The sequence below is a fragment of the Limimonas halophila genome (genome assembly GCF_900100655.1).
Lineage (GTDB): Bacteria > Pseudomonadota > Alphaproteobacteria > Kiloniellales > Rhodovibrionaceae > Limimonas > Limimonas halophila.
Genome location: NZ_FNCE01000011.1, coordinates 1 through 21,683 on the forward strand (window position 1 = coordinate 1; position 21,683 = coordinate 21,683).

The 21,683-nt window shown below is 69.4% G+C and carries 18 protein-coding genes; 11 read left to right on the forward strand and 7 right to left on the reverse strand.

Going from position 1 to position 21,683, the window contains the following annotated elements; all coding sequences use genetic code 11:
* The first annotated feature begins 350 nt into the window (after positions 1 to 350).
* On the forward strand, positions 351 to 1,937 hold the full coding sequence (locus BLQ43_RS12130; RefSeq protein ID WP_090021303.1) for a tetratricopeptide repeat protein: 1,587 nt from the start codon (positions 351 to 353) through the stop codon (positions 1,935 to 1,937).
* A gap of 30 nt (positions 1,938 to 1,967) precedes the next feature.
* Here the strand turns inward: BLQ43_RS12130 and BLQ43_RS12135 are convergent, their stop codons facing one another.
* The 3 genes from BLQ43_RS12135 to BLQ43_RS12145 form a co-directional block, all read right to left on the reverse strand.
* Positions 1,968 to 2,714: a hypothetical protein gene (locus tag BLQ43_RS12135; RefSeq protein ID WP_090021305.1), complete on the reverse strand. Its 747-nt coding sequence runs from the start codon at positions 2,712 to 2,714 to the stop codon at positions 1,968 to 1,970.
* 102 nt (positions 2,715 to 2,816) lie between these two features.
* Positions 2,817 to 3,029: a DUF4170 domain-containing protein gene (locus BLQ43_RS12140; RefSeq protein ID WP_090021308.1), complete on the reverse strand. Its 213-nt coding sequence runs from the start codon at positions 3,027 to 3,029 to the stop codon at positions 2,817 to 2,819.
* 245 nt (positions 3,030 to 3,274) lie between these two features.
* On the reverse strand, positions 3,275 to 4,000 hold the full coding sequence (locus BLQ43_RS12145; protein WP_090021312.1) for an SDR family NAD(P)-dependent oxidoreductase: 726 nt from the start codon (positions 3,998 to 4,000) through the stop codon (positions 3,275 to 3,277).
* Between the two features lie 455 nt (positions 4,001 to 4,455).
* On the opposite strand from BLQ43_RS12145, the gene BLQ43_RS12150 reads away from it, so the two are divergent.
* The 3 genes from BLQ43_RS12150 to BLQ43_RS14465 all read left to right on the forward strand — a co-directional run bounded on the left by BLQ43_RS12150 (position 4,456) and on the right by BLQ43_RS14465 (position 8,277).
* Positions 4,456 to 5,811: a TldD/PmbA family protein gene (locus tag BLQ43_RS12150; RefSeq protein ID WP_090021315.1), complete on the forward strand. Its 1,356-nt coding sequence runs from the start codon at positions 4,456 to 4,458 to the stop codon at positions 5,809 to 5,811.
* 103 nt (positions 5,812 to 5,914) lie between these two features.
* A complete protein-coding gene (tldD, locus tag BLQ43_RS12155) occupies positions 5,915 to 7,348 on the forward strand; it encodes a metalloprotease TldD (protein WP_090021317.1) in 1,434 nt (477 codons plus the stop codon).
* 359 nt (positions 7,349 to 7,707) lie between these two features.
* A complete protein-coding gene (locus BLQ43_RS14465; protein ID WP_143006275.1) occupies positions 7,708 to 8,277 on the forward strand; it encodes a hypothetical protein in 570 nt (189 codons plus the stop codon).
* Positions 8,278 to 8,339: 62 nt separating this feature from the next.
* Here BLQ43_RS14465 and BLQ43_RS14470 read toward each other — a convergent pair whose 3' ends face one another.
* From BLQ43_RS14470 to BLQ43_RS12180, 3 genes are all read right to left on the reverse strand, one after another.
* On the reverse strand, positions 8,340 to 9,365 hold the full coding sequence (locus BLQ43_RS14470; protein WP_143006276.1) for a hypothetical protein: 1,026 nt from the start codon (positions 9,363 to 9,365) through the stop codon (positions 8,340 to 8,342).
* 526 nt (positions 9,366 to 9,891) lie between these two features.
* A complete protein-coding gene (locus BLQ43_RS12175; RefSeq protein ID WP_176758665.1) occupies positions 9,892 to 10,452 on the reverse strand; it encodes a helix-turn-helix domain-containing protein in 561 nt (186 codons plus the stop codon).
* A gap of 257 nt (positions 10,453 to 10,709) precedes the next feature.
* Positions 10,710 to 11,480, reverse strand: coding sequence for a hypothetical protein (locus tag BLQ43_RS12180; protein ID WP_090021329.1), 771 nt, complete (start codon positions 11,478 to 11,480; stop codon positions 10,710 to 10,712).
* 232 nt (positions 11,481 to 11,712) lie between these two features.
* Here BLQ43_RS12180 and BLQ43_RS12185 point away from each other — a divergent pair, with 232 nt between their 5' ends.
* From BLQ43_RS12185 to BLQ43_RS12200, 4 genes are all read left to right on the forward strand, one after another.
* A complete protein-coding gene (locus BLQ43_RS12185; protein ID WP_245659576.1) occupies positions 11,713 to 12,897 on the forward strand; it encodes an aspartate aminotransferase family protein in 1,185 nt (394 codons plus the stop codon).
* Positions 12,894 to 13,811, forward strand: coding sequence for an ornithine carbamoyltransferase (gene argF, locus BLQ43_RS12190; protein ID WP_090021331.1), 918 nt, complete (start codon positions 12,894 to 12,896; stop codon positions 13,809 to 13,811). The genes BLQ43_RS12185 and argF overlap by 4 nt, the downstream gene beginning before the upstream one ends.
* Entirely contained in the window at positions 13,799 to 14,764 is a 966-nt protein-coding gene (hslO, locus tag BLQ43_RS12195) for an Hsp33 family molecular chaperone HslO (RefSeq protein ID WP_090021334.1), read from the forward strand. Before argF ends, hslO begins: the two co-directional genes overlap by 13 nt.
* An 85-nt stretch (positions 14,765 to 14,849) precedes the next feature.
* Positions 14,850 to 15,440, forward strand: a complete 591-nt coding sequence (locus BLQ43_RS12200) for a hypothetical protein (protein WP_090021336.1) — start codon at positions 14,850 to 14,852, stop codon at positions 15,438 to 15,440.
* An 8-nt stretch (positions 15,441 to 15,448) separates the two neighbouring features.
* Here BLQ43_RS12200 and BLQ43_RS14675 read toward each other — a convergent pair whose 3' ends face one another.
* On the reverse strand, positions 15,449 to 16,060 hold the full coding sequence (locus tag BLQ43_RS14675; protein WP_176758666.1) for a helix-turn-helix domain-containing protein: 612 nt from the start codon (positions 16,058 to 16,060) through the stop codon (positions 15,449 to 15,451).
* A gap of 385 nt (positions 16,061 to 16,445) precedes the next feature.
* On the opposite strand from BLQ43_RS14675, the gene metK reads away from it, so the two are divergent.
* The 3 genes from metK (at position 16,446) to BLQ43_RS12220 (ending at position 21,673) form a co-directional block, all read left to right on the forward strand.
* Positions 16,446 to 17,624 (forward strand): methionine adenosyltransferase, encoded by a 1,179-nt coding sequence (metK, locus tag BLQ43_RS12210; protein ID WP_090021341.1) that lies wholly within the window; start codon positions 16,446 to 16,448, stop codon positions 17,622 to 17,624.
* Positions 17,625 to 17,834: 210 nt separating this feature from the next.
* Complete coding sequence (gene ahcY, locus BLQ43_RS12215; protein ID WP_090021344.1) at positions 17,835 to 19,133, forward strand: adenosylhomocysteinase; 1,299 nt, start codon at positions 17,835 to 17,837, stop codon at positions 19,131 to 19,133.
* Between the two features lie 203 nt (positions 19,134 to 19,336).
* Complete coding sequence (locus BLQ43_RS12220; RefSeq protein WP_090021347.1) at positions 19,337 to 21,673, forward strand: sensor histidine kinase; 2,337 nt, start codon at positions 19,337 to 19,339, stop codon at positions 21,671 to 21,673.
* The last annotated feature ends 10 nt before the right edge of the window (positions 21,674 to 21,683 follow it).

Below are 21,683 nucleotides of genomic sequence, written 5' to 3' on the forward strand. Positions count from 1 at the left end.
ACGGGTCACTCACGACCAAAGATGATCTTTGGAAACGTCTGTCACTCGACACCGGCGTAATGTCGACGCGAACGGGTCACTCACGACCAAAGATGGTCTTTGGAAGCGTTCGTCGTTCGATACTGGCGCTGTGTCGCGATGAATGCGCCCCTCACGATCGGGTGTGAAACGCGGGCACCCCTCCCTTCGATCCGCGGCGATTGCGGGGTGCTGCGTCTTGTAGCGGCTGCCGCATCGCCAACATACCGAAGGCCGAGCGGCGATGCCCCGGCGGCCCGGGTGTTGTAGGGCCACGGTTTCAGGTGCCTCGCGCGCGATCGGCTCACCGCCTTTCTGCGCGAGGACATCCCATGCGCAAGGTTACCCGAAGCGGAGCCTGGCTCGTCGCCGGGGCGCTCGTCGGCGCCTTTGCCGCCACCGCCGCAAACGCCAACGCCGGACCGGCAAAGCTGGATCTCGGCACCCACAGCCGCGCCGTCACCACCACCTCCAAGCCCGCCCAGGCCGCCTTCGACCGCGGCCTCCGCCTCGCCTACGGCTTCGCCCGCGCCGACGCCATCGCCGCCTTCAAGGAAGCTCAAAGGCACGATCCCACCTGTGCGATGTGCGCCTGGGGCGAGGCCTGGGTCACCGGCCCCTACCAGAACAACCCCGCCGGGGTGGGCGACGAAGCCGACGCCCGCGCGGCGGCCGAGCGCGCGCACACGCTGGCCTCCGGCGCCGCCGCCTGGGAACGCGACCTGATCGCCGCCATGCGGCTGCGCTACCGCGACGACGACAATCCCGGCCACGCCGCCGGTGCGCGCGCCTACGCCGAGGCCATGCAGGCCGCCGCCGAGAAGCACCCGGACAATAGCGAGGTCCAGACCCTCTACGCCGAAAGCCGCATGATGCTGCGGCCCTGGAAGCTCTACCGCGACGACGGGAAGCCCTACGCCGATACCGTCGCCGCCACGAAGACGCTCGAACGCGTGCTCGAAGGCAACCTCGACCACCCTGGCGCCTGCCACCTCTACATCCACGCCGTCGAGGCGGCGCGGCCGAAGGACGCGCAAGCCTGCGCCGACCGCCTGGCGGCCGGCATCCCCGGGATCAGCCACATCCAGCACATGCCCTCGCACATCTACGTCCACGTCGGCCGCTACGGCGACACCGTGACGGCCAACCAGGCCGCCCGCGCCGTCGACCGCGCCACGGCGCAGGGCAAGGGCGTCGCCATCTATCCCGACCACAACACCATGATGTTGATGTTCGGCGCGTGGCTGGACGGGCAGCGGGAGGTTGCCATCGCCGCCGCGCGCGATCTGGCCGTGGAGCGCCCGGAAGACGTCCACCAGGAAGCCCTGATGTTGGTGCGCTTCGGCCAGTGGGACGCGCTGCTGGCCATGACCGAGGCGCCGGCCGAACCCTTCCAGGCCGCGATGTGGCGCTTCGCGCGCGGGCTGGCGCAGCTCCGCACGGGCGACACGGCGGGGGCGCGCGACGCGCTCGACCATGTCGAGGCGACGCGGGCGGCCACCGATCCCGAGGCCACCTACCACTTCTTCGGCCACAGCCAGCAGCGCCTGCTCGGCATCGCCGGGAACCTGTTGGCCGGCGAGATCCTGGCCGCCGAGGGGCGGACGATGGCCGCTGGGGATCGCTTGCGCACGGCCGTCGGCCTGGAGGACGGGCTGGCCTACAGCGAACCGGAGCCGTGGCCCCTTCCCGCCCGCGACTTCCTCGGCGCGCTCCTTCTCGATGCCGGCGACGCAAAGGCGGCCGAGACCGTCTACCGTGAGGCGCTGGCCGATCATCCCGGCAACGGCTGGGCGCTCAAGGGGCTCGCGCTGAGCCTCGCTGACCAGGACCGTATCGGTGAGGCCGACGCGGTGCGGCTGAGCTTCGACCACGCCTGGCGCCGGGCCGATGTCGAGCTCACGGCCTCGCGCTTCTGATCGCGATCCGTCGCCGGCCCGGCGTGTGTTTCAGTGCGCCGGGCGGGCGTCGGACACCTCGGCGGGCAACGCGGTTTTCCGCAGCACCGCCTCGCGCTCGCGGCGCAGCGCCGGGTCCGCCTGATTTTCCAGGATGAAGGCGTCCAGCTCACGCTCCGGCGCCACGCGGTCGCGGGCGAGGGCTTGCGCGGCTTCCTGGTCCAGCGTTGCGTGCGGCCGGTTCACCGCCGGCACCGCGGCCAGACCGACGGGCGCGCCGTCCAGTGCCAGCAGCCCGTGGTCGTGGTGGTAAAGGTGGATGACCGTCTCCGCCGGCAAGGGACCGGACCCCGCATCCGCGCGCACGCCGTCCAGGCGGCGGAAGCTGTACGCGCCCTCGGTTTCGTGCATGCGCGCGAGTTGCTCTGGGGTGAGCCACGTCAGCGCCACCAGCACCCGGCAGCCCGGCACGTGGTGCAGTGCCGAGGTCACCGAGGCGTAGTGCGCGAAGTGGGCCGCGTAGACGACGTCGTGGTCGTGCAGCCAGACGTAGGTGACGGGGATCTCGCTCGCCGCGCCGTCGAACGCCGCGAACTTGCGCGCGAGCTGCTCCGGCGAGCGGTTGGAGCCGTGCGCCAGCACGGGGGTGCGTCCCGTCAGCGGCGTGTCGCCGAGCGGTGCGTGCGTGCCCGCGCGGAACAGGAAGGCGTCCGCAGGTGCGGGAAAGGGATAGCCCTTCGCCAGCCGCAGGCGGGCGTCGGTGTCGGCGGGAAGCGGCCAGGGGGATGCGGCAGCCATGCCGCGAGGCATATCGGTTGTCGCGGCCGTCGGCCACCCGCCATCGTCGGTGGCGAAAAAAGCGCGGTCCCGGCGCGGGCGGCCGGGACCGTGGGGCAGGCGTCAATCGCTGCAGCGCGGCGCCTCGTCGGGATCGAAGCGCTCGATGCGGTAGGCGGAGTCCGTGTCGTCCACCAGGCGCCGGGCGTGCCGGGACCATACGCGTTCGGCTTCCTGGTAGCTCTCGAACGGGCCGAACCACTCCTCGTCGTTGCGGGGGACGTTGCGGAACCGGGCTCCTTCCGCAGCGCCGCCGACAACCCAGAACCGTTGCATGAGTGCTCCCCTGAAAGCGGTCTTATTGAACCTTCATCCGTCGTAGGCCGATGACCTTCTCCGGCATGACAAGCAGAGCATCGACCTGCAAATAAAAAGTCGCAATAAGAAAGCAGGGGTACGCCAAAAAATCCCGCCAAGCATCGCCACCCGCGCACCAAGTTGCGGTGCACAAAAATTCCGTGGTATGGCCGGTCGCGACGCCGTATTTTCGAATCAAATTCGTCACGGTGGCGTCACGGCGCTCACCCGTCGACCACGTCCTTCCACGACAGCGTCTGGCCGGTGCGCGTTTCGGCCGGGCGGGCCAGCGCCACGAACGCATCGGCCACGGCGTCGGGGCCCTTCATGCCGCTGGTGTCGCTCTCGGGCATGGCAGAGCGAAAAAGCACGGTGTTGACCACACCCGGGTCCAGCAGGTTCGCACGCACGCCGCTGTCCGCCACATCGTCGGCGTAGGCGCGCACCAGCACCTCCAGCGCCGCCTTGCTGGCGCAGTAGGCGGCCATGTGGCTCTTGGGGCGGCGGGCCAGGCCGCTGGTGACGAAGATGGCCCGCCCGGCGTCGGATGCCCGCAGCAGCGGATCGAAGGCGCGGATCAGCGCCTGGTTCGCCGTGACGTTGACGCGCAGCACGGTGTCGAAGTCGGAGGGGTCCTGTTCGCGCGCTTCCACCGCTTCGCCGGCGGTGGCCGCGTTGCCCACGAGGACGTCGAGGCGCCCGTAGTGCTCGCGCACCCACTCCGCCAGGGCGTCGATGCTGATGGCGTCGGTCAGGTCGATGTCGGCGATCACGCCCGGCGGACTGCCGTCGGCGGCGATCTCGTCGATCAGCGAATCCAGCGCCGCGCCGTGGCGCGCGACCGCGATCACGGTGGCCCCCTCGGCGGCGAACCGCCGCGCCACCGCGCGCCCGATCCCGCGCGATGCCCCCGTGACCAGTGCCAAGCTCCCGGCAAGCGCTCCGCTCATGCCCCAAACTCCGGCCCAGTGTTTGCGTCCACTTGTTTTGCGCCGTCCTCATGCATCGCTGGAAGGGCTGAGTCCAGACTCCAAAAATCTCACGCGCCTGTGTCCGCGGCTCGATTCAGCCGCCGGCATTTGACGCGACTTCGGCGCACGAAAATGCGCCGGCGCTTTGCACAGCATCGCGTTTTTTCGGCGTGCATCGCACACGCAAGCCGTGTCGCGCTGTTGGGTTGGCGCCGGCAGACGGCTATATCTCCCGGCAGCCGCCAGGGCATGATGCGGTCGGATCGTTCGGGCCGAACGGCCAGCGCGGTCCGCGCCTGCGGCGCGCACGGCGTGCAAGCGATCCGGACGCGCGATCATGCCCGCACACGCATGACAGAGAGCGCGATGAGGCGCGTCGGTGATGCCGCGTCGTCTCATCGCGCTTCCTCCGCCACCCATCCGCGAGGCGCGCCATGAGCTCCGGCGACAGCGCCATCGAGCGCAATCTCACCACCCTCGACGACCTGCTCGCGCGGGCCCGGCGCGCGGGCGCCGACGCGGCCGACGCCGTCATGGCGGAGGCCACGGCCATCGCCCACGGCCGCCGCATGGGCCGCATCGAGCGCCTGGAGCGCAGCGAGGACATCGACCTCGGCCTGCGCGTCCTCGTCGGCCGGCGCCAGGCCTGCGTCGCCACCGCCGACACCAGCCGCGAGGCGCTGGACGACCTGGTCGAACGCGCGGTCGCCATGGCGCGCAGCGTGCCGGAGGACCCGTATTGCGGTCTTGCCGACCCCGACGCCCTGGCGCGCGAGTGGCCGGCGCTGGACAGCGACGACCCGGCGGAGCCCGCCACCGAAACCCTCGTCGAGCGCGCCCGGGCGTGCGAGGACGCCGCCCGCGCGGTCGAGGGCGTGACCAACAGCGAGGGCGCGGACGCCGCGTGGAGCCGGGCGCGCATGGCGCTCGCCGCCACCAACGGCTTCCGCGGCGGCTACACCGTGTCCAAGCACACCGTCGGCTGCGCCGTGCTCGCGGGCGAGGGCACGGCGATGGAGCGCGACTACGCTGTCCATTCCGCCGTCTACGGCGAGGATCTGGAAGACCCCGCCGCCGTCGGCCGGCGCGCGGGCGAGCGCACAGTGCGCCGCCTCAACCCGCGCCAGCCGCGAACGGGCGGCTATCCGGTCGTTTATCATCCGCGCGTGGCGAACAGCCTGCTCCGCCATCTGGTGGGCGCGATCAGCGGCCCGGCGGTGGCGCGCGGCACCTCCTTCCTGTGCGAGTCCATGGGCGAGCGGATCCTGCCCGCCGGCACCCACGTCATCGACGACCCGCACCGCCCGCGCGGGCTCAAGTCCAAGCCCTTCGACGCCGAGGGCCTGCCCACCACGCGCCGCGCGCTGGTCGACGACGGCAGGCTGGCGAGCTGGCTGCTCTCGCTCAGCTCCGCGCGCCAGCTCGGGCTGGACTCCACCGGCCACGCCTCGCGCGGCACGGCCTCGCCGCCGTCCCCCTCGCCGACCAACCTCTACCTGGAGCCGGGCACGCGCTCGCCCGAGGAGCTGATGGCGGACATCGGCGAGGGCTTCTACGTCACCGAGCTGATGGGGCAGGGCGTCAACGCCGTCACGGGCGACTATTCGCGCGGCGCCGCCGGTTTCTGGATCGAGAACGGCAAGATCACGCATCCGGTGAGCGAGCTGACGCTGGCCGGCAACCTGCTGTCGATGTTCCAGCAGCTCACACCGGCGAACGACCTGGAATTCCGCTTCGGCGTGGACGCCCCGACGGTCCGCGTTGACGGGATGACCCTGGCCGGAAGTTGAGGCTCATGGCTGGGCGCGCGTTTTGTTCGCGCGTGCTGGCCCCTAGACTGCGTGAAGCCCATATCAGCGGGGATGCTTCCCCCCGAACCGCGAGAGGCGCGTCATGTCGCAGACCGCCGAGACCGAAAAGCTCTTCTTCGACCGCACGGGCCTGGACCGCGAGCGCGTCGAGCGCCTGGTCGACGACACGCTCACCGGCGCCGACGACGGCGAACTCTACATGGAGTACGCCCAGAGCGAGGCCCTGTCCTGGGACGACGGGCGCCTGAAGAGCGCCAGCTACGACACCTCGCAGGGTTTCGGCCTGCGCGCCGTGGCGGACGACGCCGCCGGCTACGCCCACGCCAACGAGCTGTCGGAAGCCGCCATCAAGCGCGCCGGGGACACCGTGCGCGCCGTGCACCAGGGCTATTCCGGCCACATGGCCGAGCACCCCATCGGCACCAACCGCCACCTCTACGCCGACGACAACCCGCTCAGCGCCATCCCCTTCGCCCGCAAGGTGGCGCTGCTGGAGGAGATCGACGCCTACGCCCGCGCCCGCGATCCGCGCGTGAAGCAGGTCTCGGCCGGGCTGACGGGCAAGTGGCAGGCGGTGCACATCGTCCGTGCCGAGGGGCGCCACGTCGCCGACATCCGCCCGCTGGTGCGCCTGAACGTGCAGATCGTGTGCGCAAGCGGCGACCGCATGGAAAGCGGCTTCTACGGCTGCGGCGGGCGCGTCGGCTACGACGGCTATCTCGACCCCGACACTTGGCAGGGCGCGGTGGACGAGGCGCTGCGCCAGGCGCTGGTGAACCTGGAATCCGAGGACGCGCCGGCGGGGGCGATGCCGGTCGTGCTGGGCAACGGCTGGCCCGGGATCCTGCTGCACGAGGCCATCGGCCACGGGCTGGAGGGAGACTTCAACCGCAAGGGCACCTCGGCCTTCGCCGGGCTGATGGGCGAGCGCATCGCCGCGCCGGAGGTGACCATCGTGGACGACGGCACGCTGGCCGACCGGCGCGGCTCGCTGACGATCGACGACGAGGGCACGCCCAGCCAGCGCACCACGCTGATCGAGGACGGGCGACTCGTCGGCTACATGCAGGACCGCCAGAACGCGCGCCTCATGGGCATGCAGCCCACGGGCAACGGCCGGCGCGAGAGCCACGCCCACGCGCCCATGCCGCGCATGACCAACACCGTCATGCTCAACGGCGAGCGCGAGCCCGAAGAGATCATCGGGTCCGTGGACAACGGCCTCTACGCCGTCAGCTTCGGCGGCGGGCAGGTGGACATCACCTCGGGCAAGTTCGTCTTCTCCTGCACCGAGGCCTACAAGATCGAGAACGGGCGCATCGGCGCGCCGGTGAAGGGCGCCACGCTGATCGGCAACGGCCCCGACGTGCTCACCCGCGTCTCCATGGTCGGCAACGACATGAAGCTGGACAGCGGCATCGGCACCTGCGGCAAGGAAGGCCAGGGCGTTCCCGTCGGCGTCGGCCAGCCCACGCTGAAGGTGGATTCCATCACGGTTGGTGGGACGGCGGCCTGACCGGGGATGTAGTCGGCCGCCCATGTTGACGTTTTGTTAAACCGGAGCGGGTCAGACTCGAACCCGTGGTTCGCGACGGACAGGCGCCCACGCGGACCAGACGATCTCCATCACGTCCCCTTTTGTCCGGCTTCTGGGCCGCGGCGTTGACCCGACGCCGCGGTCCTTTGCGTGGGGCTGTGCCGAGTTCGACCGCAGTCTCATTATATGGCTTGCTGATGCCGTCCAAGACCCGGGAGAGGCATGCCGGCGTCGTCGGCACAAAAAGCTCGGGAGTTACTTGAGGGTCGCGAACAGGCCGCGGCTTTCCAGCCGCGGCCTGTCAGCCAAGGGGAGCTCTACGCGAAACCGAGTGCGTCTTGGCCGAATGTTTCGACGAACTGGCTTGCGTTGAAAATCTGCTGATCGGCACTGCCAATGCTCGTGAGCGTAACTTCGGTTTCACCGCCACTCAACTGGACCACACCGTCCGTAAAGGACGGGTTCGTCACGCCCACATCGCCGTCGGTGAGACCGCCCTGGAAAAACAGCTGGTCGCCGGTGTCGAAATCGTCGATCGTCACCGAGGCACTATCCTCAGGGTCGATGATGAAGCGGTCGAGTCCGCCATTGCCGGAAATTGTGGCGTTTTGGTTGCCGTCGATGTTGTCGTCGTCATTGGTTCCGGCATCGACCGGCTGCGGGCCGCCTTCGCTGGGCAGAACCGGGAGTTTGTCGCCCGCCGTTCCAGTATCGTTGTCGTCGCCGGAGGCTGGATCGCCACCCGCATCGCCGATGATTCCAATGCCGCGGGTTCCGAACTGCTCTTCGAAGCTCGCGGCATTGAAGATCTGCTGGTCGACACTTTCGGCAAGGTTGGTCAGCGTAACCGCCGCCTCCCCGACGCCGAGCGTGATGCGTCCGTCACCGAATCCACCGTTGGTGATTGAGACGTCGCGGAGTTGATCGACGTTGAAGAAGATCTGATCGCCGCTCGCGAAGTCATCGACCGTCAGTGAGGTGTCCTCCTCGGGATCAACGATGAAGCGGTCTTGCCACCATTGCCCGAAATCGTGGTGTCTTGGTTCCCGTCGAGGTTCTCGCTGGCGCCCGTCCCGGCGCTCACGGGCTGTGGGCCACCTTCGCTCGGCAGGGCGGGGAAACCGGTATCTTCGCCGCCATCACCACTGATCCCGATGCCGCGGTCCCCGAACTGCTCTTCGAAGCTCGCGTTATCGAAGATCTGTTGGTCGGCGCTTTCCGTAAGGTTGGTGAGTGTAACGGCTGCCTGACCGGCGCTGAGCGTGACGCGTCCGTCGCCGAACACATCGTTGTTGACGTTGATGTCGTTGAGTTGATCGACGGTGAAGAAGAGCTGATCGCCGTTCTCGAAGTCGTCGATGGTCAGCTCGGCATTGCTATCTGTCTGCAAGATATAGCGGTCATCGCCGCCGTTGCCGGAAATCGTGGCGTTTTGGTTTCCGTTGATGTTCTCGCTGGCGCCCGTCCCGGCGCTCACGGGCTGTGGGCCGCCTTCACTCGGAAGATCCGGGAAGGTGCCCCCGCTGTCGCTCCCTTCCTCGTCCGCGATTGCAGAGACGTCCGACGTGTCTAGCGTAACAGCGCCTGGGTCAAACGTGTCACCAACGCGTTGCTCGCCCAGGAAAACGCCAAAACCGGCGTCCGTCGGCCGAATTTGCGCGGTTGCGGAACCGTCGGCAAAGGCGAGGTCAACAGCGCCATTAAGGGAGAGCGAAGCCTTCGTCTCTCCGTTGCTCACGCTGATACCGTTGCCGGATGCGCTGATTGTATAGGCGCTGATCGGTTGCTCGAATTCGATTTCGTCGCCGTCGTTGCCGCCAAAGGTTACATTGGTTTTGCTTAGTACCTGGAGGGTTTCTGCTGCGGCCGTCCCGCGTACATCGGCGTTAAAACCGATCGGGACAGTCTGGCTTTGACCGCTCAGCGCAACGACGTTCGGTGCGTCGGTCGGGGTTGGCGGCGGATTGTCCCCATTGGCGTTATCGGATTCGTTCATGGCACCACCTCTTTACCTTAAGAACAATACCCAGTATATGTACGACAATGAATATATCAAATTGATTTTGATTAATTCGATCAAATGGAGTTCGTTATTCAGTGTCTTAATGATCAACCTCAAGTTGAAGTGTGGCTGGAATGTTATAAAAATTTTGTGCTGCATTTTTTGTGTTTTGGGCGGAGGTAAGGGGTCGAGGCCGCATGCGCTGTGATCCTCGAACGACATCAACGTTTGAAAACCACCGCCGGCCGGGCGTGCTGCGTCGGAGCAGCTCGTCTGCGATGCTGTGTTACCGTATAACAAGTATTTCGATGGGGCTGGACGCGCGTTGAGTGCAACGGCGTGGCGCTCGGACGCGTCATGGTTTGCGGGGCGGTCGCGGTCGGTGTGCGAAAGAATGAGATGCGGACCACATGGCCCGTGGAGGTGCCGAAGCGCGCCATACGACCTCCATCACGTCCCCTTTTGTCCGGCTTCTGGGCCGCGGCGTTGACCCGACGCCGCGGTCCTTTGCGTGCGGCGATCAACTGGCGTTGCGCTGCCGCTCGGATGGGCGCGCCCCGGCATTCTGGCCGGAATGGTCGCCGTCGCCGTCCTCCGGCGCCGAGGGATCGGTCTTGGCGTGCCGCGCCGCTTCCGCGTCCAGGCCGCGCAGGAGCCCGATCACGGCACTGCGCACTCGCGGGCTGGGGATGTGCTGGAAGTGGCGCACCAGTTCCATGCTCTGGCGGTTGACGGCCGCGCGCGTATCCGGGCCTTTGTGCTGGGTCGCGGCGTCGGTGAAGTGGCTGACCGGGGTGTCCAAGACCTCCGCGATGCGGACCAGGCGGTCCACCGGCAGGCGGTTCTTGGCCGTCTCGTATTTCTGGATCTGCTGCAGCGTCACGCCCACGTGGCGCGCCAATTGGGTCTGTGACAAGCCGCGATCGAACCGGCGGGCGCGAATGCGCTCGCCGATGGACCGCATGATCTCGCGTGTGCGCTCGTCCATCATCACCGGGGCATGTTCATCGTGACCCCCCACATTGCCCACCCATGGCAAGATGAACGGCGAGTCCGCGAGGTCAAGCGCGATCGCGACCACGGCTTCGTGATCGCTGCTTCTCGCACCATCACTGCCGCCGATTTGGCGTCGACACCGCATCCACCGGCATAACACACGGTGAATTCAGGCACGCACCCGGTGTGGATTGCGTCGAACGATAGAAATTAGATCCCGGCTTATACGCGCGATGGTAGTGTGAACAGTCGGGGTATGATTCGGCCGTGTGGGGGTCCGGCGGAAAAGCGGCGCGTGCCGTACGGCCGCGCCGCTTCCTTCCGGGACGCCGGCGGGCGTGGTTACGGCTCGATGGCGAAGGTGGTGCGGTCCAGGCCGGTCATGCCGGACTTGGGATCGTAGGCGTAGACGGTGGCCGAATAGCCGCCGGGGGTTTCCAGCTTCACGTCGGCGGCGAACTGGCTGGCCGAGCCGTCGTATTTCAGGGGCACCTCGCGCAGCTTTTCGCCGCCGCGCTTGAGAATGGCCGCGACCTCGTAGCGCTCGGCGTCCCAGGTGCCGCCGGGTGTGATCGGGCAGCCGCACATCATGCGCACGTTGGCGTGGAGCGTGACCGTGGCGGGGGTGCCCTTCATCTCGGCGTGGGCGCCCGGCTCCAGCACGTCCACGACGAAGCCCGGCATGGTCAAGCGCCAGGCGTCGCCGGCCGTGATACCCTTGCCCGGCACGACCCACTGCGTCGCCGAGACGGTGTTGGCCGACTGCTCCTGGGCGAGCGGGCCGTGCGCCGTCACGCGGATCTTCGTGGGGTCCTGCAGGTCCAGGGTGGTGCTGTACTGCGCCGCGCCTTCCGTCGACAACTGCGCGCCACGCTTGTGGGCCGTGCGCATGATGCGGTCGGTGTCGCCCGTCCCGCCGCTGGTGACGCCGGTGTCGAGCACCTCGCCCGTCCGGGCGTTCTCCAGGGTGATCTGCACGCCGCCCATGCTGGAGCCGATGAACTTGGCGCCCTGGCTGATGACGTGGACCGTGATCGGGGTCTCCGCGGCCGCGGCCGGGCTCGCCATCAGGGCGAGCGCCGCGGCGGATGCGATGGTGTGTTTGAGCCGCATGGTTCCTCTCCTGTCGCCGTCTTGGTTCGTTCGGGGCCGGCGGTGCGGGGCGAACCGGTCCCGGTAACGCGCATGTGGTGCCACCATCCGTCCTGTTCGCGGGCACGGTCGCGCGACGCATTGTCGCTGCGAAACCGCGAATTGACAGGCCCACGTGCGAACGCTTTGTTTCCCCCTTTCATGCCCGGTCGATGCATCCGGGCCACCACCCGTGGATAGGGGACGCCGCGACGTGACCGACGCGCTCATGCCCACCTATGCCCGTGCCGACGTCGCCTTCGAGCGCGGCGAGGGCGCCTACCTCCAGGCCGAGGACGGGTCCTGGTACCTGGACTTCGGCACCGGCATCGCCGTCACCGCCCTGGGCCACGCGCATCCGCACCTGGTGGAAGCGCTGACCACCCAGGCGGAGAAGCTGTGGCACGTCTCCAACCTCTACCGCATTCCCGCCAGCGAGCGCCTGGCGGAGCGGCTGACGGCGAACAGTTTCGGCGAGCGGGTTTTCTTCTGCAACTCGGGTGTCGAGGCGTTCGAGGGCGCGGTCAAGATCGCCCGCCGCTACCACCACAGCGTGGGCAACAGCGAGCGCTACCGCGTCATCACCTTCGAGCAGGGCTTCCACGGGCGCTCGCTCGCCGGCATCTCCGCCAGCAGCGGCGCCAAGCTGCGCGCCGGCTTCGAGCCGCTGACGCCCGGCTTCGACCAAGTGCCCTTCAACGACGCCGAGGCGGCGCGCGCGGCCGTCACCGGGGAAACCGCCGCGGTCATGCTGGAGCCGGTGCAGGGCGACGGCGGCATCCGCCCCGCCGATCCACAGTTCCTGCGCGAGGTGCGGCGCATCTGCGACGAGCACGGCCTGCTGCTGATCGCCGACGAGATCCAGTGCGGCATGGGGCGCACGGGCGCGCTCTTCGCGCACCAGTGGGCCGGTATCCGCCCCGACGTCATGGCGCTCGCCAAGGGCATGGGCAGCGGCTTCCCCGTGGGCGCGGTCGTCGCCACGCTGGAAGCGGCGCAGGGCATGACGCCGGGCACGCACGGCAGCACCTTCGGCGGCAACCCGCTCGCCATGGCCGTGGGCAACGCCGTGCTCGACGTCATGCTGGAGGACGGCTTCCTGGCGAACGTCCGCACCACGGGCGCACGCCTGCGTGAGGAGCTGGACGCGCTGGCGCGGCGCCATCCCGAGCTGATCCGGCAGGTGCGCGGCAGCGGCCTCATGCTCGGCCTGCAGGCGCAGGGCAGCAACCTCGACCTCGTCAACGCCTTCCGGGCTGAGGGGCTGCTGACGGTGCCGGGCGGCGACAACGTCGTGCGCGTGCTGCCGCCGCTCATCATCACCGACCACCACATCGACGACGGCCTGGCACGCATGGACCGCGCGTGCCAGCGCCTCGCCGCAACGGAGCCGAGATGACCCGGCCCAAGCACTTCCTCGACCTGGACCGCTTCGACAGCGCCACGCTGCGCTGGATGCTGGACACCGCCCGCGCCATCAAGAACGGCGCCACCCCGCCGGGCGGCCCGGCGCCGCTGGCGGGGCGCACGCTGGCGATGCTGTTCGAGAAGCCGTCGACGCGCACGCGCCTATCCTTCGAGGTGGGCGTGCGCCAGCTCGGCGGCGCCGCCTCGGTGCTGGAGCCCGGCTCGATGCAGCTCGGCCGCGGCGAGACCATCGCCGACACCGCGCGTGTGCTCTCGCGCTACGTCGACGCGGTCATGCTGCGCACCACCAGCGAGGCCAATCTGCTGGAGTTGGCCGAGCACGCCGGCATCCCGGTCATCAACGGCCTCACCGACCGCACGCACCCGTGCCAGCTCATGGCGGACGTGCTGACGGTGGAGGAGCACGTGGGCCCGATCGCGGGCAAGACGGTTGCCTGGTGCGGCGACGGCAACAACATGGCGACCAGCTGGCTGCACGCGGCGGCGCGCTTCGGCTTTGAGCTGCGCCTGGCCTGTCCCGAGGGCCTGGAACCGCCCGCGGACGTGGTGGCCTGGGCGCGCCAGGAAGGCGCCGGCGTCGTCGTCACCCACGACGTGAACGAGGCCGTCACCGGCGCCGACGCCGTGGTCACGGACGTCTGGGTGTCCATGGGCGCCGATCCCGGCGAGAGCGAGCGCCGGCACAACGCGCTGCGCCAGTACCAGGTGGACGCGTCGGTCATGGCCCGGGCCGCGGACCACGCCATCTTCATGCACTGCCTGCCCGCCCACCGCGGCGACGAGGTGACGGCAGAAGTGATCGACGGCGAGCGCTCCGTGGTCTGGGACGAGGCGGAGAACCGCTTGCACGCCCAGAAAGGGATTCTGCTTTGGTGTCTGACGTAAGCGCGGCCGGCGGCGCGGCGCCCGCGGGCGACGATCTCGCCCTGCCGTTCACCCTGGAAAGCTCCGGCGTGCGCGGCCGGCTGGTGCGGACGGGTCCGGTGGTGGACGCCATCCTCACCCGCCACGCCTATCCCGCCCCCGTGGCGCGCCTGCTGGGCGAGATGCTGGCGCTGGCGGGGCTGATGGCGTCGATGCTGAAGTACGACGGCATCTTCACGCTCCAGGCCTCGGGCGACGGCCCGGTGTCGATGGTCGTGGTCGACTACATGTCCGACGGCGCGGTGCGCGGCTACGCCAGCGTCGACGAGGACCGCCTGCCGGCCGACGACGCCGCGATGGTGGAGGAGAACGCCGACGTCCTGAAGTTGATGGGCCAGGGGCATCTGGCGTTCACCCTCGACCAGGAGGGCACGGCCGAGCGCCAGCAGGGCATCGTCGAGCTGAACGGGCGCACGCTCGCGGGCTGCCTGCAGCACTACTTCCAGCAGTCGGAACAGGTGGCCTCCAGCCTGCGCCTGGGCGCGGCGCGCGTGCGGGCGAACGACGGCACGACCGGCTGGCGCGCCGGGGGGCTGATGATGCAGCGCCTGCCCGAGGAGGCGGGCGCGCGCGACCTCGCCGGCGTGGACGCCGAGGACGACTGGCGGCGCGCGGTCGTGCTGATGGCCAGCGCCACGCGCGAGGAGCTGTGCGATCCGGACCTGAGCGCCAACCAGCTGCTCTACCGCCTGTTCCACGAGGAGGGCGTGCGCGTCTACCAGCAGCACACGCTGGCGGACTCTTGCCGCTGCTCGCGCGAGAAGGTCGCCAACGTGCTCACCAAGATGGACCCCGGGGAAGTCGAGTCCATGAAGCTCTCGGACGGCTCCATCGAGGTCACCTGCCAGTTCTGCAACCGCATGTACCACTTCACCGACGCGCAGGTCGGCGAGCTGGCCGCGAATGCGGGGTGAGGCGGACGAGCCGCCCGCTTGATGCGGCGCGGCGCGCGGCCCATCCTGCGGGCGCGCGCCCTGATCCAGCCGGAGTACCACCGCGATGACCGCGATCCGCGCCGCGCTCGCCAGCCTTATGGTGCTGGCGCTGGCCGCCTGCACGATGAACCCGCCGTCCGGGGACTTCCCCGTGCCGCGCTACACGGACGAGCCGCCGGTGCGGCTGGACGTTGCGGACATCCGCGTGGAGCAGCGCTACCAGCCGCCCATGGAAGCGCCCAACGTCGAGCACGAGGCACCCGTCAGCCCGGCCGATGCGGCCAAGCAGTGGGTCCAGGACCGCCTGCGCGCGGCCGGGACGCAGGGCTCGGCCACGGTCGTCATCTCGCAGGCCGCGATCGTGCGCGAGAAGCTGGAAACGAAGGAGGGCATCTCCGGCTTCTTCACCAGCGAACCGGCGGTGCGCTACACGGGTGACCTGGAGATCGCGGTGAAGATGCGCCGGCCGAACCGCGACGGCTCGGTGCGCATCACGGCGTCGCGCTCGACGGCCACGCAGGAAGGCGCCTCGCCGCACGAGCGCGATAGCGCCCTGCACGGCCTCGTCACCAAGCTGATGGACGACGCAGGCGCGCAGCTGGCGGAAACCCTGAAGGCCAACACGGGCGGCTTCGTCGTTTCCGGCGCCCGGTAGGGCGGTTGTCAGGTGCGCGCCTTCGCCTGCACCAGCAGCAGGCGCACGGGCGCGCGCACGACCGCTTCCGGCGCGTGGTCCACCTCGGCGTCCAACGCCAGGCAGTCCGTTTCCCGGAGTCGGAAGGATTGCTCGCCGTGGCGGTAGACCAACTCGCCGGCGAGCACTTGCACAAAGGCCGTGCCGGTGTCGGCCGGGATGTCGGCGGCCGCGCCGTGGTTCGGGATGGTGACGACCACAGGCTCCATCGCCACGCCGCGCCCCGCGACATGGGCCAGCAGCCGCGTGTCGGCGCCGTGACGCCCGTCGGTCAGAACCCGCTCGGCGGGGATGTGCACGGCCGTGCAGCGGTCGTCGATGCCGGCGAAGAGGGCGCTCACCGAGAGGTTCAGGGCCCGGGCGAGCGCCCCCACCGTGGTCAGCGAGGGCGAGGTCGCGCCGTTCTCGATCTTCGACAGCATGCCGGGCGACAACCCGGCGGCCCGCGCCACGTCGCTAACGGTGCGGTTGAGCTGGGTGCGGTAAAGGCGGACCTGCCGCCCGACGGCGCGTTCGAGCCGGTCGTCGTCCAACTCGGCCGCGGCCGTCGCGGCCGGGGTGGGGGAAGGCTGTTGTTGCATTGTGGTCGGCCGGTCCCGTTCCGCGGTCCAGATGGCGTGCGGATTTCCCACGCCGGATAGGGCTTCATACCATTGCGCGCGGCCCACGCCTTCCCCATTGCGTGCATGACGCGTATGCGGAAATATGAACAACCTTATGGCTGCATTTGAGTGAGATTCGGTGTGTCTGTGGGCGTCATCCGCCTTGTGGGCCGACGCATCGCCTGAAAGATGGGCCGGGTTTTCCACAAATGCTTGTCCGGGTGAAGGCCTTGACCCGATCCCGTGTTGAGTCCACCTATCGGCGCCAGTCGCGGCCGTCCGCGGGGATGGCGCGCGAGCGACGCATGCCTGCATTCGCTGGCCAGCCCGCCGTCACCGGAAGATCGCACGGGAGCTTGCCGTCATGGCCGACAGCTACATCCTGACCTCGGAGTCCGTGGGGCCCGGCCACCCGGACAAGATCGCGGACCAGATCTCCGACGCGGTTCTGGACACCGTCCTGAGCCAGGATCCCGGCGGGCGCGTGGCGTGCGAGACGCTGGTGAACACGGGCCTGATCATGCTGGCCGGCGAGATCACCACCACGGCCAACGTCGACTACACCCAGCTCGCGCGCGACGTGGTGACGGACATCGGCTACGACGACAGCGCGCTCGGCTTCGACGGCAACAGCGCCGCCGTGTTGCTTGCGCTCGACCGCCAGTCCCCCGACATCGCGCAGGGCGTCGACGAGGGCGCCGGGCTCGACCTCGACCAGGGCGCGGGCGATCAGGGCCTGATGTTCGGCTACGCCTGCCGCGAGACGGACGAGCTGATGCCCATGCCCATCCAGCTCGCCCACCGGCTGACGCGCCGCCAGGCCGAGGTCTACCGCAACGGCAAGCTGCCGTGGCTGCGCCCGGACGCGAAGTCCCAGGTGTCGGTGCGCTACGAGAACGACAAGCCCGCGGCGGTCGAAACCGTCGTGCTCTCCACCCAGCACACACCCGAGGTGGACCACGAAACCCTCCGCGAGGGCGTGATCGAGGAGATCGTCAAGCCGGTCATGCCGGCGGAGATGATCGCGCGCGGGACGGAGTATCTGGTCAACCCGACCGGGCGCTTCGTCGTCGGCGGCCCGCACGGCGACTGCGGCCTCACCGGGCGCAAAATCATCGTCGACACCTACGGCGGCGTGGGCCGCCACGGCGGCGGCGCCTTCTCCGGCAAGGACCCGAGCAAGGTCGACCGCTCCGCCGCCTACGCCGCGCGCTACGCCGCGAAGAACGTCGTCGCCGCCGGCCTGGCGGACGTCTGCGAGGTCCAGCTCGCCTACGCCATCGGCGTGGCGCGGCCGGTGTCGGTGCACGTCAACACCATGGGCACCGCGCGCATCCCCGAGTCCCGTATCGAGGCGCTGCTGCGCGCCCACTTCGACTTCCGCCCCAAGGGCATCGTGCAGATGCTGGACCTGCTGCGGCCGATCTACCGCCAGACGGCCAGCGGCGGCCATTTCGGGCGCAGCGACATCGACCTGAGCTGGGAGCGCACCGACCGCGCCGAGACCCTGCGGGCCGAGGCCGGCGAAACGGTCGCGGGTTAGAGCAGATCGCCGTAAAGCAGAATCAGCTTGTTCGGGATGACACGCCCACGCCACCGTGGCCGCCCCGGCGTGATTCTGCTTGCTCGTGCGTGAATCTGCTCGCACTGGAAAAACACGGACCTATCGTGAGGTTTTCGGCGTTCTCGGCCAACACGATTTTATGCACGATGCTCTGACGGCGCAGGCCACCCCCATCGAAACGAGGACCGGATGACGAGCCACACCGACTACCGCGTCGCCGACATCTCCCTGGCCGACTGGGGCCGCAAGGAAATCGCCATTGCGGAGACCGAGATGCCCGGCCTGATGGCGCTGCGCGAGCGCCACAGCTCGGATGCGCCGCTGAAGGGCGCGCGCATCGCCGGCTGCCTGCACATGACGATCCAGACGGCCGTGCTGATCGAGACCCTCGTGGCGCTCGGCGCCGAGGTGCGCTGGTCGTCCTGCAACATCTTTTCCACGCAGGACCACGCCGCCGCCGCGATCGCCAGCACGGGCGTGCCCGTCTTCGCCTGGAAGGGCATGGACGAGGACAGCTACTGGTGGGCCATCGACCAGACCATCTTCGGCCCCGACGGCTGGCGGCCAAATCTGCTGCTGGACGACGGCGGCGACCTGACGGCGCGCCTGCACGACACCTATCCGGACGTGATGGAAGCGGCCGTCGTCGGGCTGTCGGAGGAAACCACGACGGGGGTGGCGCGCCTCTACCGCATGGCGCGCGAGGGCTCGCTCAAGGTGCCGGCCATCAACGTCAACGACAGCGTCACCAAGTCCAAGTTCGACAACATCTACGGCTGCCGCGAGAGCGCCGTGGACGGCATCCGCCGCGCCACCGACGTGATGATGGCGGGCAAGCGTGCCGTGGTCTGCGGCTTCGGCGACGTCGGCAAGGGCACGGCGCAGTCCCTGCGCAACGCCGGCTGCCGCGTGATGGTCACCGAGGTCGACCCCATCTGCGCGCTCCAGGCCGCGATGGAAGGCTACGACGTCACGACGATGGACGATGCCGCCCCGCTGGGCGACATCTTCATCACCGCCACCGGCAACAGCGACGTCATCACGGCCGACCACATGCGTGCCATGAAGGACCGCGCCATCGTCGGCAACATCGGCCACTTCGACAACGAGATCGAGGTCGAGGGCCTGCGCAACCACACCTGGCACAACGTCAAGCCGCAGGTGGACGAGGTCGAGTTCCCCGACGGCAAGCGCATTATCCTGCTCTCCGAGGGCCGGCTGCTGAATCTGGGCAACGCCACCGGGCATCCCAGCTTCGTCATGTCCGCCTCGTTTACCAACCAAGTGCTGGCGCAGATGGAGCTGTGGGCGAACCACGAGCGGTACGCCCGCGACGTCTACGTCCTGCCCAAGCACCTGGACGAGGACGTGGCGCGCCTGCACCTCTCGCGCATCGGCGCCAAGCTGACGCGGCTGTCCGACAAGCAGGCCGACTACCTTGGCGTGCCCAAGGACGGCCCGTTCAAGAGCGACGCGTACCGCTACTGATTCAGAGCCTGTATCAGGCCCGGAGGCCGCGGCGTTCGCCATGAGCGCCGCGGCCTTTTTTCGCTTTTGCGCCGGCGAATCGGCCGGCCGCCCGTTGCCCGGTTGGGTAACGTTTTGTAAACTTTTCCGCTGTGGACGGATCATCCGGGGGATGAGGTGGCGGCGTCCCGCCGACTGCGCCGCATCGCGGGGATGGGCGGACCGTGACCGGGGCCGGCGCGCTCCTGGCATTGGCGATCGTGATGGCCGCCGCCGGCGTGGGTGCGGCCGCGATGTATCGCGCCCGCTGGCTGGCGACGCGCGAGCGGCTGGCGCGCACCGAGCGCGAGCGCGCCGACCTGGACGCCTTGATCCGTGACGCCCCCGCGGCGCCGCTGGCCCCCCAGATCGAAGCGCCCGCCGCCGACGCCCGCCTTCGGGAGATGCTCGGCCTCACCCGCTCCGCCGCCGGCGCCGAGGACGTGCGCCCGGCATTCGCCGGGCGGGACGCCGACGCGCTGAAGGCGTCGTTCGACGAATTGTCGTTTCACGGCAGTCGGTTCGCCATGACGCTCGCCACCGCCGACGGCGGGCGCTGGCTGATGGCCGAGGGCAACGCCGGCCCCGCGGGCTCCACCGTCTGGTTCACCGATGTCACCGAGCGCGAGGAAGCGCGCCGCCACGCGGAAGCGCGGGCGGTGTCGCTGGGCGAGGCCGTCGACGCCCTGCCGCTGCCCGTCTGGCGCCGCGGCACCGACCTGCGCCTGGCCGCCTGCAACCGCGCCTACGCCGATGCGGTCCAGCAAAGCGCCCGGGCGGTCGTGCGCGAGCAGGTGGAATTGCAGGACGGCGGCGACCCCTCGGCCGGGCAGGCGCTGGCGGAATGCGCCCGCCGCGAGCGCGCCGTCGCCACGGCCGAGAAGCGCGTGGTGCTCCACGGCGAGCGGCGTTGCCTGCACATGAGCGAGGTGCCGCTGTCGGACGGAACCTTCGTCGGCATGGCGACGGACCGAACCCGCGCCGACGAGTTGAGCCACGAACTGCGGCGGCTGCGGCAGGCGCAGCAGCAGGTGCTGGACAGCCTGGACACCGGCGTCGTGGTCTACGGCGCCGACCTGCGGGTGCGCTACGCCAACGGCGCGGTGAGCCAGATTTGGGACGTGCCCGACTCCGTTTTCGCGGGCGAGCCCCACGTCACCGACGTCATCGAGGCGCTGCGCGAGCGCCGCCGCCTGCCCGAACAGGCGGATTTCCGCGCCTATAAGCGCGACTGCATATCCCGTATGCAGAATTTGTTGGAGCCGCAGACGGATCAGTTGCACTGCCCGGACGGACGCACGCTTCAGGTGCGCATGATCCCGCACGCGCTCGGCGGCGTGCTCGTGCTCTACGACGACGTGACGGACCGCCTCTCGCTGGAGCGCGACGTGAACACCCTCATGGAGGTGCAGCGGGAGACGATCGACCACCTCTACGAGGGCGTGGCGGTGTTCGGCGCCGACGGGCGCCTGACGCTGTGCAACCAGGCCTACACGCGCATTTGGCACCTGTCCCCGGCCACCGTGGCGGGGCGCCCGCACGTGCGCGAGCTGCTGGACGCCTGCCGCGATCTCCTGCCCGAGGGGCGGGACGACTGGCGAACGCGGCGCGAGCGCCTGGCCGGGCGGGCGAGCGAGCCGGACGCGCGCGGCGGGCGCATGGAACGCCCCGACGGCAGCGTGCTGGACTGGTCGCAGGTGCCGCTGCCGGACGGGCAGAGCCTGTTCACCTACCTGGACGTCACCGACACCACGCGGGTCGAGCGCGCCCTGCGCGAACGCGCCGAGGCCCTGGCGACGGCGGACCGGCTGAAATCCGAGTTCATCGCCAACGTCTCCTACGAGCTGCGCACCCCGCTCACCGCCATCGTGGGATTCGCGGAGATCCTGCAGAACCAGTTCTTCGGCGAGCTGAACACGCGCCAGGAAGACTATGCGCGCGCCATCGTCACCTCGTCCCAGCGCCTCATCGGCCTGGTCAACGATATCCTGGACCTGGCGACGATCGAGGCGGGCTACATGGAGCTGGAGCGTGAGACGGTCTCCGTCGCCCAGCTCTTCGACGATCTCTACACCCTGGCGCACGAGCGCGCGCGCAGCCGCGGCCTGCGGCTGATGGTGTCCTATCCGCCCGACATCGGCACGATCGAGGCCGATCCGCGCCGGCTCAAGCAGGCGCTGTTCAACCTGCTCTCCAACGCCTTCAACTTCACCCCGGACGGCGGGCAGGTGACGCTGGCCGCCGAGCGGACGGACGGCACGGTGCGGCTCAGCGTCAGCGACACCGGGGTGGGCATCCGCGACGCCGATCAGGCGCGCGTGCTGGAGAAGTTCGAGCGCGGCCACCCGCGCAAGGGCGGGCCGGGTCTCGGGCTGTCCCTGGTGAAGAGCTTGATCGAACTGCACGGTGGCCGGGTGGCGATCGACTCGCAGCCCGACGCGGGCACGCGCATCACCTGCGAGCTGCCGGCCGAGCCCGACAGCGGCGAGCACGCGCAAACCAAGCAGGTCGCGGCGTCGTAGGCGGCCCGCC

Bases quoted from the DNA above. Each gene is read 5' to 3' on its own strand.
- BLQ43_RS12130 (WP_090021303.1), top strand. From the start codon at position 351: ATGCGCAAGGTTACCCGAAGCGGAGCCTGGCTCGTCGCCGGGGCGCTC.
- BLQ43_RS12135 (WP_090021305.1), bottom strand. From the start codon at position 2,714: ATGGCTGCCGCATCCCCCTGGCCGCTTCCCGCCGACACCGACGCCCGC.
- BLQ43_RS12140 (WP_090021308.1), bottom strand. From the start codon at position 3,029: ATGCAACGGTTCTGGGTTGTCGGCGGCGCTGCGGAAGGAGCCCGGTTC.
- BLQ43_RS12145 (WP_090021312.1), bottom strand. From the start codon at position 4,000: ATGAGCGGAGCGCTTGCCGGGAGCTTGGCACTGGTCACGGGGGCATCG.
- BLQ43_RS12150 (WP_090021315.1), top strand. From the start codon at position 4,456: ATGAGCTCCGGCGACAGCGCCATCGAGCGCAATCTCACCACCCTCGAC.
- tldD (WP_090021317.1), top strand. From the start codon at position 5,915: ATGTCGCAGACCGCCGAGACCGAAAAGCTCTTCTTCGACCGCACGGGC.
- BLQ43_RS14470 (WP_143006276.1), bottom strand. From the start codon at position 9,365: ATGAACGAATCCGATAACGCCAATGGGGACAATCCGCCGCCAACCCCG.
- BLQ43_RS12180 (WP_090021329.1), bottom strand. From the start codon at position 11,480: ATGCGGCTCAAACACACCATCGCATCCGCCGCGGCGCTCGCCCTGATG.
- argF (WP_090021331.1), top strand. From the start codon at position 12,894: ATGACCCGGCCCAAGCACTTCCTCGACCTGGACCGCTTCGACAGCGCC.
- BLQ43_RS12200 (WP_090021336.1), top strand. From the start codon at position 14,850: ATGACCGCGATCCGCGCCGCGCTCGCCAGCCTTATGGTGCTGGCGCTG.
- BLQ43_RS14675 (WP_176758666.1), bottom strand. From the start codon at position 16,060: ATGCAACAACAGCCTTCCCCCACCCCGGCCGCGACGGCCGCGGCCGAG.
- metK (WP_090021341.1), top strand. From the start codon at position 16,446: ATGGCCGACAGCTACATCCTGACCTCGGAGTCCGTGGGGCCCGGCCAC.
- ahcY (WP_090021344.1), top strand. From the start codon at position 17,835: ATGACGAGCCACACCGACTACCGCGTCGCCGACATCTCCCTGGCCGAC.